Raw genomic sequence first — 15,388 nt, 5'->3', positions numbered from 1 at the left:
ACATAGCGGGGTAGGCCCATCCTTCCCAGGTGCGGATGTAGGTGATGTCCTATGCCGACCTTCGGAATATGCCGACGTCGCTGGCGATGACGCAGGTCAGCGGCGGTGTTGAGGTTCGGCAGGTCGGCATAGTCGCGTAGCCCGGTTGACCCTTCAGACACGGAGTGTCTGGAGGTGATGTCCGTGACGAAGAGATCGTCAACTGCCCGGTCGTATCCAGTTCGGATCCCACGGGTTGCGGTGGGTCCCTTGGCGCCAACGGTGCTGGGCGAGTGCTCGGCATGGTCGGCCGCACAGGGGTACTCGCTGGGTTCAGCAGCCGGGATCGGCAACCTGCTGGAGCGGCTGAGCATGTGGATGGAGGAAGTCGGCGCCGGTGTCGATGACCTCGACGAGGACGTGCTCGCCGAGTTCGTCGCAGCTGAACTCTCCCGAGAACTTCCCTGCGCCAGCGTGCAGCGCTGGACGGGCACGATGAGCCGGTTCTTGGCGTCCGCTGGCTATCTGGGCGCAGCCAGGAAGAGGCCGGATCAACTCACGCCGGTCCAGGCCGCGGCGGAGGACTGGCGTTCCTGGATGCGTGAACAGCGTGGTCTGACCGACAAGACCATCGTGGCCTACTGTCATTACGCGGCCAGCCTCCTGGACGAGATGACCGCCACTGACGGGTCGGTGGAATGGGACCGGCTCGACGCGGCCATCGTCAACTCCTACATCGCCGAACGCGGCCGACCCTATGGTGTCGTAGCTCGTGCTCACATCGTCGGATCGGTCCGCTGTCTACTGCGGTGGGCGTTGTCCACCGGCCGCCTCAACCGCGACCTGACCGGCGGCATCCTCAAGCCTGCTGGGACGCGACGTTCAGTGCCGCGAGGGGTGGACGCCGAGCAGGTCGCAGGCTTGCTTGCCGTGTGCGATCCGGCCACGGCCATCGGGACACGGGACCGGGCCGTCGTCGTGACCTTGGTGCGGCTGGGCCTGCGCGCTGGTGAAGCCGCCCGTCTCAGGCTCGACGACATCGACTGGGCCAGCGGACTCCTGAAGGTCACCGGCAAGGGCCGCGAGCACACGCTGCCGCTCCCGGTCGACGTGGGCCAGGCGCTGGAAGCGTGGCTGCGACTACGACCACCCGCGCTGGACAGGGCGGTGTTTGTGCGGCTGAGGGCACCGCGCCAGATGATGACGGTCGCGGGGCTCTCGGGGATCATCGCGCGACTGTCAGACCTGGCCGGGATCGATCAGATCCGCGCGCACCGGCTGAGGCACACCGCCGCGATGGACGTCTTGGCTGCGGGTGGCTCCTTGACCGAAGCCAAGGAGCTTCTGGGCCACGTCTACACCGTCACCACGATGACCTACGCAAAGGTCGACCTGGTGTCGCTGCGCGAGCTGGTCGTCCCGTTCGGGCAGGTGCCCTGATGACGACGCCGACAACCCCGACGACGCCGACGTTGCGTGAGCGACTCGACGAGTACTTGGTGATGCGCCGGGCGCTGGGGTTCCAGCTGGGCGATCTCGAACGGCAGGTCGGCCTGTTCTGCACTTGGCTCGAAGCACGCGGCCAGAGGCAGACCTTCACCATCGACGACGCCGTGACGTGGGCCCGGCTCAATCCCGACGCGCACCCCTCGTGGTGGGCGACCCGCCTGTCGTTGGTCCGCCGCTTTGCCGGCTACCTGAACGCTAACGGTGTCGACGTCCCGGTCATCCCCAGCGGGCTACTGCCGGCCAGGAAGCCCAGGGCGGTTCCCTTCATCTACACCCAGAACGATATCGATGCGTTGCTCGTCGCCTGCGACATCGAGTTCACCGACGAGCGGATCGCCGCGACCCTCCGCACCGTTATCGGTCTACTCACCGCCACTGGCCTGCGGATCAGCGAAGCGCTGAACCTGGGAGTCGATGACATCGACCCCGACAACGACGTGTTAGTGATCAAGGCTGCCAAGTCTCACGAGCGGCTCGTTCCGGTCCACCCGTCGACATCGACCGCGCTGCAGCAGTACATCGCTCTCCCTGCCCGCACAGCCACCCAGCCCGATCCCCACGGGCCGGTCTTCGTGACCTCCCAGGGGACCGGCTACGCCTACGTGTCCTTCCAGTCCATGTTCAAACGAGTCAGGGAGGCTGCCGGGCTCACCCCGCGCGCCAGGGCACGCCCCCGCCTGCACGACCTGAGACACACCTTTGCCACCGCGCACATGACCGCGGCCTACGCCCACGGTGGGGATCCCGACCGGGTCCTGTCGCTGCTCACCACCTGGCTCGGGCACTCCGATGCCGCCCACACCTACTGGTACCTGACCGCGACCGGCGAGCTCATGGCCCTTGCCGCCGGGATGCTCGAACCCGACGAGCAGGGTGACGGAGGAGAACCGTCATGAACGCTCTGGCCGCCAGTCTGCAGGCATACTTCACGACCTTCGCGCACACCCAGCGCGACCTGTCCGCCAACACGATCACGTCCTACCGCGACACGTGGCGGCTGCTGCTGAAGCACCTGACTGCGACGCTCGGGGTTCCTGCGGACGCACTCGACTTCGACGCCATCACCGCAACGAACGTCGCCGGGTTCCTCGACCACCTCGAACACGAGCGTGGCAACAGCGCCAGGACACGCAACGCCCGACTGACTGCGATCCGCTCCGTGCTCGCCCGGGCACTGCCCGACCATCCCGAGCACGCCGCCACGATCACCCAAGTCCTCGCGATCCCACCCAAACGCACAACCAGGGCTGTCATCGAGTTCCTCACCACCGACGAGGTCGACACACTCCTCGCCGCACCCGACGCCACGAATTGGACCGGGCGACGCGACCACGCCCTGCTGGCCCTGACAGTGCAGACCGGTCTACGGATCAGCGAGATCTGCTCCCTGACCGTCGACGACGTCCACCTCGGCGCAGGCCCCCACGTTGCCTGCACCGGCAAAGGGCGACGCCAACGCGTCACCCCGCTGACCCGAGCAGCCGTGGCCATCATGACCACTTACCTCGCAGAACGGATCAACCGCCCCGGCACTGCGCTGTTCTGCGGTCCCCACGGGCAACCCTTGTCCCGCGACGCGCTCGAGCACCGGCTCGCCAAACACCTCATCACCGCAACGACGACCTGCCCGAGCCTCGCCGGCAAGCACGTCACGATGCACACACTGCGGCACACCGCGGCGATGAACCTCCTCGCCGCCGGAGTCGACGTCTCCGTCATCGCGCTCTGGCTCGGACACGCCGACACCCACAGCACCGACGCCTACCTCCACGCCGACATGGCCATCAAACAGGCCGCCATCGACCGAACCAGGCCACCCGACGTGAGACCCGGCACCTACCAGCCTGAGCCCGACATCCTCGCCTGGCTCACGGCCCTCTGACTATGCCGACCTCCCCAGCCCCGAAGCCCCACCGGCACGCACCGTCGCCCGCGACGTCGGCATAAACCGAAGGTCGGCATAGGACATCACCTACATCCGCACCTGGGAAGGATGGGCCTACCCCGCTATGTCATGGCCACCGTGATCGATATCGCCTCTCGCCGTGTGGTGGGCTGGGCGATGGCCGACCACCTGCGCACCGATCTGGACGAGCAGGCCCTCCGCAACGCCGTGGCCGCGCGTCGCCCGACCGCTGGGGTGATCTTCCACTCTGACCGCGGCTGCCAGTACACCTCGGCCCAGTTCACCCACGCAGCAACAGCATTAGGCGTCACCTTGTCGGTCGGACGCACCGGACAGTGCTGGGACAAAGCCCTCGCCGAGTCGTTCTTCGCCACCATCAAAACAGAGCTGATCGACAACCGATCCTGGCCATCACACACCGCCCTCCGTGCCGCGATCTTCGACTACATCGAAGGCTGGTACAACACCAGACGAAGACACTCCACACTCGGCTACCTCAGCCCCACCGCCTACGAAACCACCGCCACCACCTGCGCGGCCTGACCGATACAACCACCGTGTCCGTCAAAGCGGGTCAGCGCCACCATAGGAACCGTCTTGCACGAGATCGGCAAGCTGCCAGGTTCGCAGCGAGACGTCTTAGCTCTGTGCGTTTGGGACGGCCTCAGCTACGCCGAGGCGGCGATCGCGCTCGCCGTGCCCGTTGGAACCGTCCGGTCGCGGCTGGCCCGCGCCAGAGCGCGGCTCGCCGAGGTTGACCATCAGGAATCCGCCCAGCGCCCCGGAGCGTTGCGGGCAAGCACCGAGGAGATGCGAGGATGACGAGGCTTCCACTAGAGCGCAACCTGCCTGCCGGTCGAACGGCTGTACGCCGCGAGCACCTGCTGTCCGAGCTGTCTGTGCATCGTCGCAGGCGGCCACAGCGAGCGCACGTCCTCGGAATGTTCGCCGCAGCCACGATCGCTTCCGGCCTCGGGCTCGGTGCGGGTGGCAGCCGCCGGGGTGTTCACCGTCGGCGGAGCTGGTGACACCACGATGGTTCAATGTAACGACCGCGCCGTTCGCGGGTCCGATGCCACGATTGTCCACGGAGTTCGTCTCACCGCCACGGATCCTGTCCAGACTTGCCGCGATCTGTGGCGGACTGGCGATGTCGGGGATGCTCGCGATCTTCGGTTTCCGCGCATGACCCCGTCGCTCGTCGGCTGCGTCACTGACAGGGACGGAGTGCCGGGAGACCTCTCGGTGGACCCGGGACTCCGGGGTACCTGTGAGGCGCTGGGTCTGACGCCGGCGCGGAAGCCGACGAGGAGGAGTCCCTCTACGCTACCCGGGTCCGTTCCGTCGTCCTCGACCTGTCCAGGGCTGGCACACGATGCCTGTCCCGTGACGCGCTCGCAGCGACCGTTACCCAATCACTGCACCGCCACCATCTCACCGGATGGGCCGCGCGGCAGGTGACCGGCGTTGACAGACGTGCAGCCCACAGCATCGAACAGGCCGGGACTACCGTGCTGGTCATCGCACGCTAGCTGCCGAGCCGCCAGGACTCGCCCGACATGGGGTGAGGGGAGCTCTGCGATCGAAGACGCGCACGATGCTCCGACCGCGAGTGCGGGTCTCAACCACCGGCGGTCTCCAGGGTCTCAAGGCGAGCGTCGACTGCCTCAGCGGAGAAGACTTCGTCGACCACCATGTGTCGCGCGCCCTCCACTCCGGCGCGGATGCCGAGTTGGCTTCCGGCGATCGCCAGGTCACGAGTGGCTAGTGGCACGGTCCGTTCGTAGATCGCCTGTCGCACGCTCAGCAGGAAGTGTTCGTGGGTCAGCACCAGGTCGCCGCCGAGCACGAGGACGGACGGGTTGAGCAAGGCGATCGCGGTCGACAGCACTTCGCCGAGCAGTGATCCGGCCGTGCGGACGGCCTCGATCGCGTCCGGATGCCCTTCGTGGACGAGACGAACGACGTCCAGGCTAGACACGGCTGGCAAGCCGGCGTCCGACAGCCGTCGCGCCAACGCGGCACCGCTCGCGTGGGCGGCCAGGCATCCGGACGCTCCGCAGGCGCAGCGTCGGCCTTCGACAGGGTGGGCGATGCGAATGTGTCCGATGTCGCCGGCGGCTCCCGCGACCCCGTGCTGCGGCCGCCCCGACAGGATCACGCCGGCACCGATTCCCGTGCTCACCTTGACGAACAGCAGGCTCGCTTCCTCGCGATAGTGCGTCCGCATCTCGCCGAGCCCCATGATGTTCGCGTCGTTGTCCACGAACGCCGGGCAGTCGAACGCCGCGGACAGCTCGGCAGCCACCGGATAGTCATGCCAGCCCGGCATGATCGGAGGCTGGACCGGCCGCCCTCGGGCGTAGTCCACTGGCCCCGGAACGCCGATCCCGATCCCCGCCAGCTGGCCGACGGGACGATCAGTGCGGCGGATCAGGTCGCGGAAGCGCCGGATCACCGTCCGCAGTACGGTCTGCGGCGGCGACCCGATCGACAGCTCACCCGCCGACTCCGCGAGAACGGTCCCCGCGGCATCGGTTAGCGCGTACCGGCCGTGGGTCGCCCCGAGGTCCGCGGCGAGGATGAGCTTGCCGGTCTCGTCGAACGACAGCGCGTTCGCTGGCCGTCCTGCCGACCCCGACCGGCGCACCCGCGCACGCACGTACCCGTTGGCGATCAACGGCGCCAGCCGCAGCGCGACGGTCGACCGCGACAGCCCGGTGAGGTCCTGCAGCTCGCGCCGCGTGGTGACCTGGCCGGAACGGATGAGCTCCAGGATCTCGCCCGGAGAGGTCGGGGTGATGCCGCCGCTCATCCCTTTTCCGCGCCGCTCGTGAGGCCCTCGGTCAGGAGCCGCTCGGTGAGGAAGAAGAGGACCACGATCGGAATCGTAATGACCACCGATCCCGCCATGAGCACGGTCGTCGACACCTCGACCGATCCGGACAGCTGCGAGAGCCCCAACGAGACCGTCCACTGCTCCCGCCGGTCGACCAGGAACAGCAGCGCGAACAGGAACTCGTTCCACGCGATCATGAACACGAAGATGCCCGTCGCCATGATCGACGGCAGCGCCAGCGGCAGACTGATCCGGCGGATCACCCCGAGCCGGCCGAGCCCGTCGATGAGGCCGGCCTCCTCGATGCTCTCCGGGATCGTCGCGAAGTAGTTCCGCAGTGTGTACACGGCCACCGGCACGGTCTGCGCGATGTACACGAGCACGAGCCCGATCAACGAGCCGCGCAGCTGCAGCCGAGTCAGCACGACGAACATCGGGATCGCCAGAACGATGCCGGGGAACAGGTACACGGCGAGGAACAGCGCGCTCACCTGCCGCCGCCCGACGAACGGCAGCCGGCTCACGGCGTACGCGCCGGGGATCGCGATGGCCAACGCCAGCAGCATGGACGACCCCGCGACGAGCAGACTGTTGCGCAGGAACCCGAGGAACCCTTGCCCACCTGAGGAAACCGGCGCGAGCACCTCACGGTACGTCGAGAACGTGATGTTGCCGAGCTCCACGAACAACGAGCCGGGCCGCAGCAACAGGTCCTGGATGGGCCGCAGCGACAGCATCACCATGTAGTAGAAGGGCACGAGCGTGATCACCAGGAAGAACGCGATGCCCACCCACCGCAGCACCCGGAGGACCGAACGTTCGACCCGGTCGCGCGTCCAGGGAGCGTTGTACGTGCTCACAGTTGCTGCCCTCCCCGTTTCCGGACCACCAGCAGATACGTCCCCACCAGTACGAGGAGAACGAGCGCGAGGAACACCGACTGCGCAGCGGCCCCGCCAACGTTGCGTTGGACGGTCAGCAGCTCGTAGACCCGCACGCTCACCACGTTCGTGCCGGCCGTGCCGCCGGTGAGCAGGAAGATGCTGTCGAACTCGTTGAACGTCCAGATGAACCGCAGCACGACCAGCACCGCGATCACCGGCATCAGCTGCGGCAGCACGATGTACCGGAACCGCTGCAGCGGCGTGGCGCCGTCCACGATCGCCGCCTCCTCGACCTCGTCCGACAACGCCGACAGCCGAGCGAGGATGAACAAGAACGCGAACGGGAAGTTCCGCCACCCCTCGAACGCGATCACCGTCAGCAGCGCGACGGGGATCGGAATCTCCAACCCCAGAAAGGAGACGTCGGCGCGAGCTTGCGAGAGGAACGCGACCGGATCGTCCCACCCGAACAGCCGCGTGCCCCAGGTGTTGATGATACCGAACTCCGGGTTGAGCATCACCCGCCATACGAACGTCGCCGCCACGACCGGCGCGACGTACGGGATCAGCATCGCCGCGCGGACGAACGTACGACCACGGAACGGCCGCCGCACCAGCAGCGCCGCCACAAGCCCGAGCACGATCGCGAGGAACGTCGACCCCACCGTGTAGAACACCGTGGTGCCGAGGCTCGACCAGAGTGCGTCGCTGGAGAAGACCGTGACGAAGTTCCGCAGCGTCAGGTCATCGAACAGACCCGTGCGGCCGACGTTGATGAGCCGCATGCGTTGGAACGCGATCAGCGCCGACCACGCGAGCGGTACGACCACGACCACCACGACGATGATCAGCGTCGGTGAGATCAGCAGCAGACCACTGCGGGCGTCACGTTCGCGCAGCGTCGGCGGCCGCCGCCCGGCGGAACCCCTACCCGAAGGGGTCCCGCCGGATCGCGATGCCTTGCTCGGCCCTGTGGTGGTAGGCGGTGCGGCCATGCGAACGTCCGGTCAGAAGCCGAGCTCTTCCTTGAGGGTCGTCGTTTCTTTCGCCACGCCCTTGGCGACCTGGGCGGGATCGCCACCGGACGTGATCAGCTCCGACAGCGCCTTCGGAACGATGAACTGACCGCCCACCGCGGCGGCGAGCTCGCCCGAACCCTGCCCGAAGCCCCACCGGGTGAAGCCGTCGAGACCGCCCTGGACGGCCTCCAGCGTCGCGGCGTCGTAGAAGTCGGCGAGCGGTGCCTTAGTGTCGACGCCAGAGTCCATCGCCTGCCAGGCCTCGCGATAGCTGTTGGCCGCGTCCTTCGTACCCGAACGGGTGGGGACCTTGCCCTCCGGCGCGATCTTCAGCCAGTCCTCGTACCCGTCGCTCATGAGGTACTCGACGAGCTGCTTGGCCTCGTCGGTCGCCGCGTCCTGGAGGACCGCGAACGACACGACCTCACCGAACGTCGCCGGCTCAGAACCCTGTGGTCCTTGCAGGTTCGACACGATGCCCGTGTTCTTCACGAGGAACGTCTTGTCCGTCTTGCACTCCGGGCAGTTAGGCATCGCGTCGTTGCGCAGACCGGCGAGCTCGTCCAGCAGGAACGACGACCACAGGATCATCCCAGCGCGACCGGAGAAGTACGCGGCGCGCGTGGTGTCCGCGTCCTGGTTGCCGGCGACGGAGTGCTCGCGGATCAGGTCGGAGTAGAAGCGCAACGTCTCGGCGCAGTTGCCGCTGTCGAGCGCGATCGCCTCGCGGTCGGTGAGCTGGCAGCCGTTCGCCACGGCGAGATGTTCGAACGTCTGTTGGGTGAACGTGTCCTGCGGCGCCGAAGCGGCGACGATGCCCGCGGTGCCGCCCTGGTCCAGCTTCGCGGCGGCGGCCTTGATGGCCGCGTACGTCGTGGGCGGCTGCAGACCGGCCTTCTCGAACAGGTCCTTCCGGTAGTACAGCAACATCGGCCAGCTGTCGCTCGGCACGGACAGCTGCTCGTCACCGTTCTTCGTCAGCTCCAACGACCTGGCCGCGAACGTATCCGTGCCCAGGCTGTCGACGATCGCCTTCGCGGCCTCGGTGTCGAGCAGGTCGTCGGTGCGCAGCTGCGTGATCGTGGCGAGCGGGACCGCCGCGATGATGTCCGGCAGGTCGTCGGCCGCGGCAGCCGATGTCAGCGTCGTGGTCAGCTGGTCCTCGGCGACCGCGGTCAACTCGGCCTTGATGCCGGTGGCCGCGGTGAAGTTCGCGAGGATCTTCTTCTGCGCCTGCACCCGGTCGTTGATGTCCTCGACCGTGAGGACCTTGAGGGTCGCGGTTCCGCCACCCTCGCCGCCGCCACCCGATCCGTCGCCGCCGCAGGCGGCTATCAACACGACGGGCAACGCCAGGGAGAGCCCGAGCGCGCGGATCCGTGGAGAACGCATGGTCACGCACCTTTCGAGTTCCTCGCGCTATCGGCACGGCGGCTTCGACCCGAACGGTTGGACGCGTCGCCCCCACCAAGGCCGTGTGATCAACGAGTACCGACATAGAACACCCCTTTTAAGCTCACGACAAGACTTAATTCGCCTAGAGTTGAGCGATACTCTGGTGGCCGGAGACGAGGAGGGTCCGACGTGGCCGGGTGGAAGCTCAGCTGTCAGGAACGCTTGCTGCCCGGAGACACGCTGGAGGCGAAGTGGGACTTCGCGCAGGCGGCTGGCTTCGACGGCATCGAGTTGCTCGGGCCGGGTGACCTGGCGTTCGAGGCCCGGTTGCCCGAGCTTCGGCGCGCGGCCGCGAACGGTGTCCCGATGCCGACCGTGTGCGTGCAGATGCTGCACTTCCTCGGCGACTTCGACCGGGACAAGCGCGAGGACGCGATCCGGCAGCTGTCGTCGCAGCTCAGCGTGATGGCCGAGCTCGGTGGGCGGGTCGCGATGACGCCGGCGTCGTACGCGATGTTCTCCCGTCGGCTGCCGCCGTACGAGCCACCGCGCTCACCGGAGGAGGACCGCGAGGTGCTGCTCGACGGGCTCCGGCGGCTCGGCGAGCACGCCCAGTCCGAGGGCGTCCTGCTCTGCCTCGAGCCGTTGAACCGCTACGAGGACCACATGGTCAACACGCTCGCGCAGGCGATGGAGCTCTGCGACGCCGTCGGTCTGCCGTCCGTCCGGGTGGTCGCGGACACGTACCACATGAACATCGAGGAGACGGATCCTCCAGCGGCGTTGCAGAACGTCGGTCCGCTCCTCGGGCACGTGCAGGTGTCCGACTCCAACCGGCTGGAGCCGGGCGCGGGGCACGTCGACTGGGCGGCGACGTACCAGGCGCTGGTGGCGTCGGGGTACGAAGGCTGGAGCGCGTTCGAGTGCCGGCTGTCGGGTCCGCCGACGATGGTGTTGCCGGCAGCGGTCCGTGTTCTGCGCAATGTCGAGCGGAGTGCTCAGCATGGTTGACGAAAGCCTCGTAATGCGGTTCGACGCACCCGGCGTGGTGTCGATCGGGTCGGAGCCCGAAGCCGCGCTCGGCGAGGGCGAGGTGCGCCTGCGCACCCTGTATTCCGGGATCTCCGCGGGCACCGAGATGACGTACTACCGCGGGACGAACCGCTACCTCGAGCAGCGCTGGGACAGCGAACGGCGACTGCTCGTGGCGGGGGAGGCGCAGTTCCCGTACCCGGTGTCGAACAGCGGGTACGAGGAGGTCGGCACCATCGCCGAGCTGGGACTCGGGGTCACGCAGGTCCGCGTCGGACAACGCGTGTGGGGGACCTGGGGACACCGTTCGTCCGCTGTGGTCGCGGCGGAGCACGCCGCGGCCCGCGTCCTGCCCGACGACGCCGATCCACTGATCGGAGTGTTCAGCCACATCGGTGCGGTGGGCCTCAACGTCGTGCTCGACGCGGACATCCACGTCGGCGAGACCGTGGCGGTCTTCGGCCTCGGAGTGCTCGGGCAGAACGTCGCCCAGCTGGCTCGGTTGAACGGGGCCCGCGTCGTCGGTGTCGACCTGATCCCGTCTCGGTTGGCCCTTGCCCGCGAGCTCGGTGCGGACGTCACACTCGACGCACGCGAGGGCGAGGTCGCCGAACGAATCCGCGACCTCACCGGTGCGCGCGGTGCCGACGTCGCGATCGAGGTCAGCGGCAACGCCCGGGCGTTGCACGAGGCGATCCGGGCGACTGCGTACAGCTCACGCGTCGTCGCGGCTGGCCTCGTTCCGGGCGATGCGGTCGGGCTGCGGCTGGGGGAGGAGTTCCACCTCAACCGCGTCTCGGTGGTGTCGTCCCAGATCTCCGGAGTCGCCCCGGCGCTGGCCCATCGCTGGGACCGGTACCGGCTCAACACCACGGTCCTCGGGCTCGCGATCGACGGCCGTCTCCAGCTGACGCCCCTCGTGTCCCACGTCCGCCCCCTCACCGACGCGGCGGCGATGTTCGACCTGCTCGACAAGACCCCCGACGACGCGTTGCAGGTCGTACTGAGCTTCTGAGCTTTCTGCGGGCACTGTCGGCCATGGCCGCGTCAAGGAAGCCTTGACGTTGGAGGGTGGACGATCCGCCGATTCGCGCACGATGAACGAAGATCTGCCGCTCACTGTTCCTGGGTCAGCTGGGATCGGATTGTCCGTTCTGCGTAAAGGAGTCCGAAATGCCCTGGCACGGGAGGTGATGCGCTGGCGCGCGGCTGGCGCTTTGGTGTCGAAGCCTTGACGGACGTGAAGAAGCGACCTTCATACTGGGCCGCACCTTTTCCATCTCGTCCTGGGGAGTCGCGCATGCGTCGCGTCGCCGTGGTGGTTGCCCTCTCCGTTCTCGCTGTCAGTGCCGCCGTTGCGCAGCCTGCCACTGCACGGACGGGACCCGATGGGACTGGGCCGGCCCAGCCTCCGTTGTCCCGCGACTACGTCACCAACGTCGACGACGCGCTCTGGCAGACGCGCGATCGGTGGGGCGAGAAGCTCATCGCCGGGCCGGAGGGGCCTACTCTCGAGAACGTCGAGCCGCTGCTCGTTCCCGCCAACCAGGCCGATCGCGTCCTCACCGACTCGTCCTGGGTCTATCTCCCGCTCACCTATCCCAAGCCGAACCACAAGGCCTGGCAGACCGGTCGCGCCTTCGCGTTGCATGTCCTCGACGGCAGTCAGATTCTCACCAACTGGTCCCGCGGTGATCTGCACGTGCCGCGGCGGACGGCGACGTTCCGGGTCGGGGGCGGCAACGAGATCTACGGCAGCGACATCGCCCGGCTGCAGGACCCGAAGCTCACCGGCGGACACCTGCCGATCCTCGCCACGTCCTACACCGACAGCCAGGGCGTGCGCTGGGACCGCGAAGCCTTCGTCACCAGACTGAACGGCCAGCTCGTCAGCCACGTCCGCTTCACCGCACGAGGCAATGCAGCCAAACAGCTGCGGGTCGGCCTCGTCGGCTCCGGCGTGAACACCGCGACGCTCACCGGCAACCGGATCGCCAGCGGCGCGACGACGTACCTCGCGTGGAGCGGCGCCGGCGCGACCTGGTCGGCGTCAACGCTCACCCTTCCCGTCCAGGCGACCGCAGCCGGTACGACCGTCAACCTCGTCCTGCCGAACACTCCCGCCAACCTCGGCGCCTTCGCCGTCACACCCGCCGCGTACGACGCGGCCAAGACGGCGATCGCGTCGTACTGGAACGGCCAGCTCGCCGGCGGCGCGACCGTCGAGGTGCCCGAGCCGTACGCGATGGATGCGATGCGCAACCTCCTCATCCAGAACCTCGTCATGGGCTGGCAGCAGAGCATCGGCAACCCGTACGAGGGCACGACGAACGAGTTCGCCTTCGTCCCCGAGGTGTCGGCGTCGGTACAGGTGCTCGGCGAGTTCGGCTACGCCACGGACTTCCGCACCAACCTCGAGGAGATCCTGCGCCGCGGTCAGCAGGCGACCTTCTTCCGCAGCTGGGAGAAGGGGTTCAAGCTGCAGAGCGCCGCGTCGCACTACCTGCTCACCGGTGACGCCGACTACGTGCTCGACAACCTCGCCACGTTGCAGTCTTACCTCGCGGACTTCCGCGACCAGCGTGACGCCGACCCGAACGGCCTCCTGGCCAAGGCCAGATACGCCTCCGACATCGACGACGAGATCTACGGCATCCACCACCAGGCCGAGGGCTGGCGCGGCATGCGCGATATGGGCATCGCGCTGCGGCGGATGGGACGCACCACGGAGGCGAACGCGTTCACCAGCGAGGCGAACGAGCACGCCGCCTCACTTCGGGCGGCCATCACCCAGTCGCAGACGACGCTGCCGGACGGTTCGATCTTCGTCCCGATCAGCCTGCTCGACGAGGATGCGCCGGCGCCGTACGACCAGATCTCGGCGACCACGTTGGGCAGCTACTGGAACCTCATCATCCCGTACTTCCTCGCGACCGGACTCTGGGAACCAGGAAGCACGCAGGCGAAGGGAATGCTGAAGTACCTTTACAACCACGGCGCGACATTCCTCGGTCTCACGAGGTTCAACCTCATGGGTGTCGACCCCGGCATCTGCTACCTGGAGAACGCGAACCAGTTCGGCGGCTCACCGCCCGGCTACCGGACGACCGGCGTCGACGAGCAGTACGGCTACTCGCGCGTGCGATTCCTCGCCGACAACGAGGAAACCGATCGGCTGATCCTCAACTTCTACGGCAAGCTCGCGCACGACCTGACGCCGCACACATTCGTCGGCGGCGAGGGCGTCACGGTGTCGAGCTGTCCGGAGATCGGCGAGTACTACCGCACGCAGTACTTCCCACCGTTGTCGGCGAACAACGCGACCTACCTCGAGGCTCTGCGGCTGATGCTCGTCCGTGAGGATCTCGCCGCCGACGGGATGCCTACGACGCTGCGGCTCACGCCGGCAACGCCGCGCGGTTGGCTGGCGAACGGCAAGCGGATCGCGGTGACCGACCTGCCGACGAAGTTCGGGCCGGTGTCGTACGAGATCGAGTCGCAACTCGCTTCGAACACCGTCACCGCGGACGTCACGCTGCCGTCGCGGGCCGGTGCCGCACCACAGAAGGTCCTCTTCTCCTTGCGGGCTCCCGCGGGGCACCGGCTGGCATCGGCAACGGTGAACGGGCAGGCGCGTCCGGTCTCCGGTGACACGGTCGACCTTGGTGTGGTGACGGGGCAGGTGGCCGTTCGCGGGACGTACGAGACCGTCGCCGCAGCGCGGCGGGACCAGGCCGAGCCAGTGCGCGTGGACCCGGGTCGCAAGGTGTTCCAGCCCGGACAGCAGGTCGCGTTCGATGTGACGATGGAGACGCTGGGCGGTGGGGTCGTCGACGGTTCGCTCACCTTGGCGAGCAGCACGCCCGGCGTCACGGCGCCGGCCACACCCTTTGCCCTTGCCAGCAACGGGAAACTGGTCCATCCCAAAGTGCGGGTCACCGCTTCCATCTCGGCCACCGCCGCGGTGGGCAAGCACACCTTGACGTTCCGCACAACTCCGGCCTCGGGCCCGGAGGGTACCTTCTCCACGACGATCGAGATCGCGCGGCCGGTCGCGGAGGCCTACGCCGACCTCGTCCGGGGTGACCGGCCGACCGGGTATTGGCGGCTGGGCGAGCCGTCGGGGAGCACGTCGGCGGCGGACAGCTCGCCGTATGGGACCACCGGGACCGTCCGCGGCACCGCGACGCGCGGCGAACCGGGCGCGATCGCCGGCGACGCCGACCGGGCGACGCGGCTGACGGGCGGCTACGTCGAGCTGCCGGACGTTCCGCCCGTGACGCCGACGACGGTGCCGACGTCGTTCGAGGGCTGGTTCAAGATCCCGAAGGGCTACCAACAGGGACTGTTCGAGAAGTACGACGCACCCGCCCGCAACGGCATCGCGCTGCGGATGCTGCACCTGCGGAAGCTGCAGTTCCTCGTGATGAACGGGACCGTCATCGTGGCCACGGCCAACGGCAAGACGAACGTGACGCCGGACGAGTGGCACCACGTCGTCGCGACGTCGAACGCGACCGAGAAGCGGCTCTACCTCGACGGCGAGCTCGAGGCCGTCGTTTCCGCGGCGGGCAACCCGACCGACGGGGTCGCGACGGTCAAGCTCGGCGCCCGAGGTGACGACGCCGCGACGAGGTTGGCTGGCTCGATGGACGAGGTCGCGATCTACGACCACGCGTTGTCAGCGGCCGAGGTGAAGGAGCACTACCTCAAGGGCGTGCTGGGCGTCCGGCTGCCGTAGCCGCTCGCGAGCACGAACCGTGCCCCCGACGAGGTCGGCGGCAGCGAAGACGGCGTTCGCCGTGATCGTGGCGAGGTACAGGAT

At 67.9% G+C, this 15,388-nt stretch carries 12 protein-coding genes; 8 read left to right on the top strand and 4 right to left on the bottom strand.

The features are described from left to right. Positions 1-240: 240 nt before the first annotated feature. The 5 genes from JOD67_RS33010 (at position 241) to JOD67_RS32990 (ending at position 4,216) form a co-directional block, all read left to right on the top strand. Positions 241-1,419, top strand: coding sequence for a tyrosine-type recombinase/integrase (locus tag JOD67_RS33010; RefSeq protein ID WP_307782644.1), 1,179 nt, complete (start codon positions 241-243; stop codon positions 1,417-1,419). Then, entirely contained in the window at positions 1,419-2,384 is a 966-nt protein-coding gene (locus tag JOD67_RS33005) for a tyrosine-type recombinase/integrase (RefSeq protein WP_205121606.1), read from the top strand. The genes JOD67_RS33010 and JOD67_RS33005 overlap by 1 nt, the downstream gene beginning before the upstream one ends. Then, positions 2,381-3,370, top strand: a complete 990-nt coding sequence (locus JOD67_RS33000) for a tyrosine-type recombinase/integrase (RefSeq protein ID WP_205121605.1) — start codon at positions 2,381-2,383, stop codon at positions 3,368-3,370. The genes JOD67_RS33005 and JOD67_RS33000 overlap by 4 nt, the downstream gene beginning before the upstream one ends. A gap of 132 nt (positions 3,371-3,502) precedes the next feature. Continuing rightward, entirely contained in the window at positions 3,503-3,937 is a 435-nt protein-coding gene (locus JOD67_RS32995; RefSeq protein ID WP_205121604.1) for an IS3 family transposase, read from the top strand. Between the two features lie 54 nt (positions 3,938-3,991). Then, the gene (locus tag JOD67_RS32990) at positions 3,992-4,216 is read left to right on the top strand and encodes an RNA polymerase sigma factor (protein WP_239554144.1); all 225 of its coding nucleotides are present in this window, start codon (positions 3,992-3,994) and stop codon (positions 4,214-4,216) included. A 799-nt stretch (positions 4,217-5,015) separates the two neighbouring features. Here JOD67_RS32990 and JOD67_RS32985 read toward each other — a convergent pair. The 4 genes from JOD67_RS32985 to JOD67_RS32970 are packed head-to-tail and all read right to left on the bottom strand — an operon-like array spanning position 5,016 to position 9,528. Beyond that, positions 5,016-6,209, bottom strand: coding sequence for an ROK family transcriptional regulator (locus JOD67_RS32985; RefSeq protein WP_205121603.1), 1,194 nt, complete (start codon positions 6,207-6,209; stop codon positions 5,016-5,018). Continuing rightward, positions 6,206-7,093 carry a carbohydrate ABC transporter permease gene (locus JOD67_RS32980; protein WP_307782643.1) on the bottom strand — a complete coding sequence of 296 codons (888 nt, stop codon included), beginning with the start codon at positions 7,091-7,093 and terminating at the stop codon, positions 6,206-6,208. Before JOD67_RS32980 ends, JOD67_RS32985 begins: the two co-directional genes overlap by 4 nt. Continuing rightward, the gene (locus JOD67_RS32975) at positions 7,090-8,112 is read right to left on the bottom strand and encodes a carbohydrate ABC transporter permease (protein ID WP_205121602.1); all 1,023 of its coding nucleotides are present in this window, start codon (positions 8,110-8,112) and stop codon (positions 7,090-7,092) included. Before JOD67_RS32975 ends, JOD67_RS32980 begins: the two co-directional genes overlap by 4 nt. A 12-nt stretch (positions 8,113-8,124) precedes the next feature. Continuing rightward, positions 8,125-9,528 (bottom strand): ABC transporter substrate-binding protein, encoded by a 1,404-nt coding sequence (locus JOD67_RS32970; RefSeq protein ID WP_205121601.1) that lies wholly within the window; start codon positions 9,526-9,528, stop codon positions 8,125-8,127. Positions 9,529-9,720: 192 nt separating this feature from the next. On the opposite strand from JOD67_RS32970, the gene JOD67_RS32965 reads away from it, so the two are divergent. The 3 genes from JOD67_RS32965 (at position 9,721) to JOD67_RS32955 (ending at position 15,304) form a co-directional block, all read left to right on the top strand. Then, complete coding sequence (locus JOD67_RS32965) at positions 9,721-10,542, top strand: sugar phosphate isomerase/epimerase family protein (RefSeq protein ID WP_205121600.1); 822 nt, start codon at positions 9,721-9,723, stop codon at positions 10,540-10,542. Continuing rightward, the gene (locus tag JOD67_RS32960; RefSeq protein ID WP_205121599.1) at positions 10,535-11,578 is read left to right on the top strand and encodes a zinc-binding dehydrogenase; all 1,044 of its coding nucleotides are present in this window, start codon (positions 10,535-10,537) and stop codon (positions 11,576-11,578) included. The genes JOD67_RS32965 and JOD67_RS32960 overlap by 8 nt, the downstream gene beginning before the upstream one ends. Positions 11,579-11,863: 285 nt before the next feature. Next, positions 11,864-15,304 carry a LamG domain-containing protein gene (locus JOD67_RS32955; protein WP_205121598.1) on the top strand — a complete coding sequence of 1,147 codons (3,441 nt, stop codon included), beginning with the start codon at positions 11,864-11,866 and terminating at the stop codon, positions 15,302-15,304. The last annotated feature ends 84 nt before the right edge of the window (positions 15,305-15,388 follow it).

This window comes from Tenggerimyces flavus (assembly GCF_016907715.1).
GTDB classification, from domain to species: Bacteria; Actinomycetota; Actinomycetes; order Propionibacteriales; family Actinopolymorphaceae; genus Tenggerimyces; species Tenggerimyces flavus.
Note: the sequence above shows the minus strand (reverse complement) of the source record. Positions and strands in the feature narration are given on the sequence as shown.

Excerpts from the sequence above, each read along its gene's own strand:
- JOD67_RS33005 (WP_205121606.1), top strand. The coding sequence starts at position 1,419 with ATGACGACGCCGACAACCCCGACGACGCCGACGTTGCGTGAGCGACTC.
- JOD67_RS33000 (WP_205121605.1), top strand. The coding sequence starts at position 2,381 with ATGAACGCTCTGGCCGCCAGTCTGCAGGCATACTTCACGACCTTCGCG.
- JOD67_RS32995 (WP_205121604.1), top strand. The coding sequence starts at position 3,503 with ATGGCCACCGTGATCGATATCGCCTCTCGCCGTGTGGTGGGCTGGGCG.
- JOD67_RS32985 (WP_205121603.1), bottom strand. The coding sequence starts at position 6,209 with ATGAGCGGCGGCATCACCCCGACCTCTCCGGGCGAGATCCTGGAGCTC.
- JOD67_RS32975 (WP_205121602.1), bottom strand. The coding sequence starts at position 8,112 with ATGGCCGCACCGCCTACCACCACAGGGCCGAGCAAGGCATCGCGATCC.
- JOD67_RS32970 (WP_205121601.1), bottom strand. The coding sequence starts at position 9,528 with ATGCGTTCTCCACGGATCCGCGCGCTCGGGCTCTCCCTGGCGTTGCCC.
- JOD67_RS32960 (WP_205121599.1), top strand. The coding sequence starts at position 10,535 with ATGGTTGACGAAAGCCTCGTAATGCGGTTCGACGCACCCGGCGTGGTG.
- JOD67_RS32955 (WP_205121598.1), top strand. The coding sequence starts at position 11,864 with ATGCGTCGCGTCGCCGTGGTGGTTGCCCTCTCCGTTCTCGCTGTCAGT.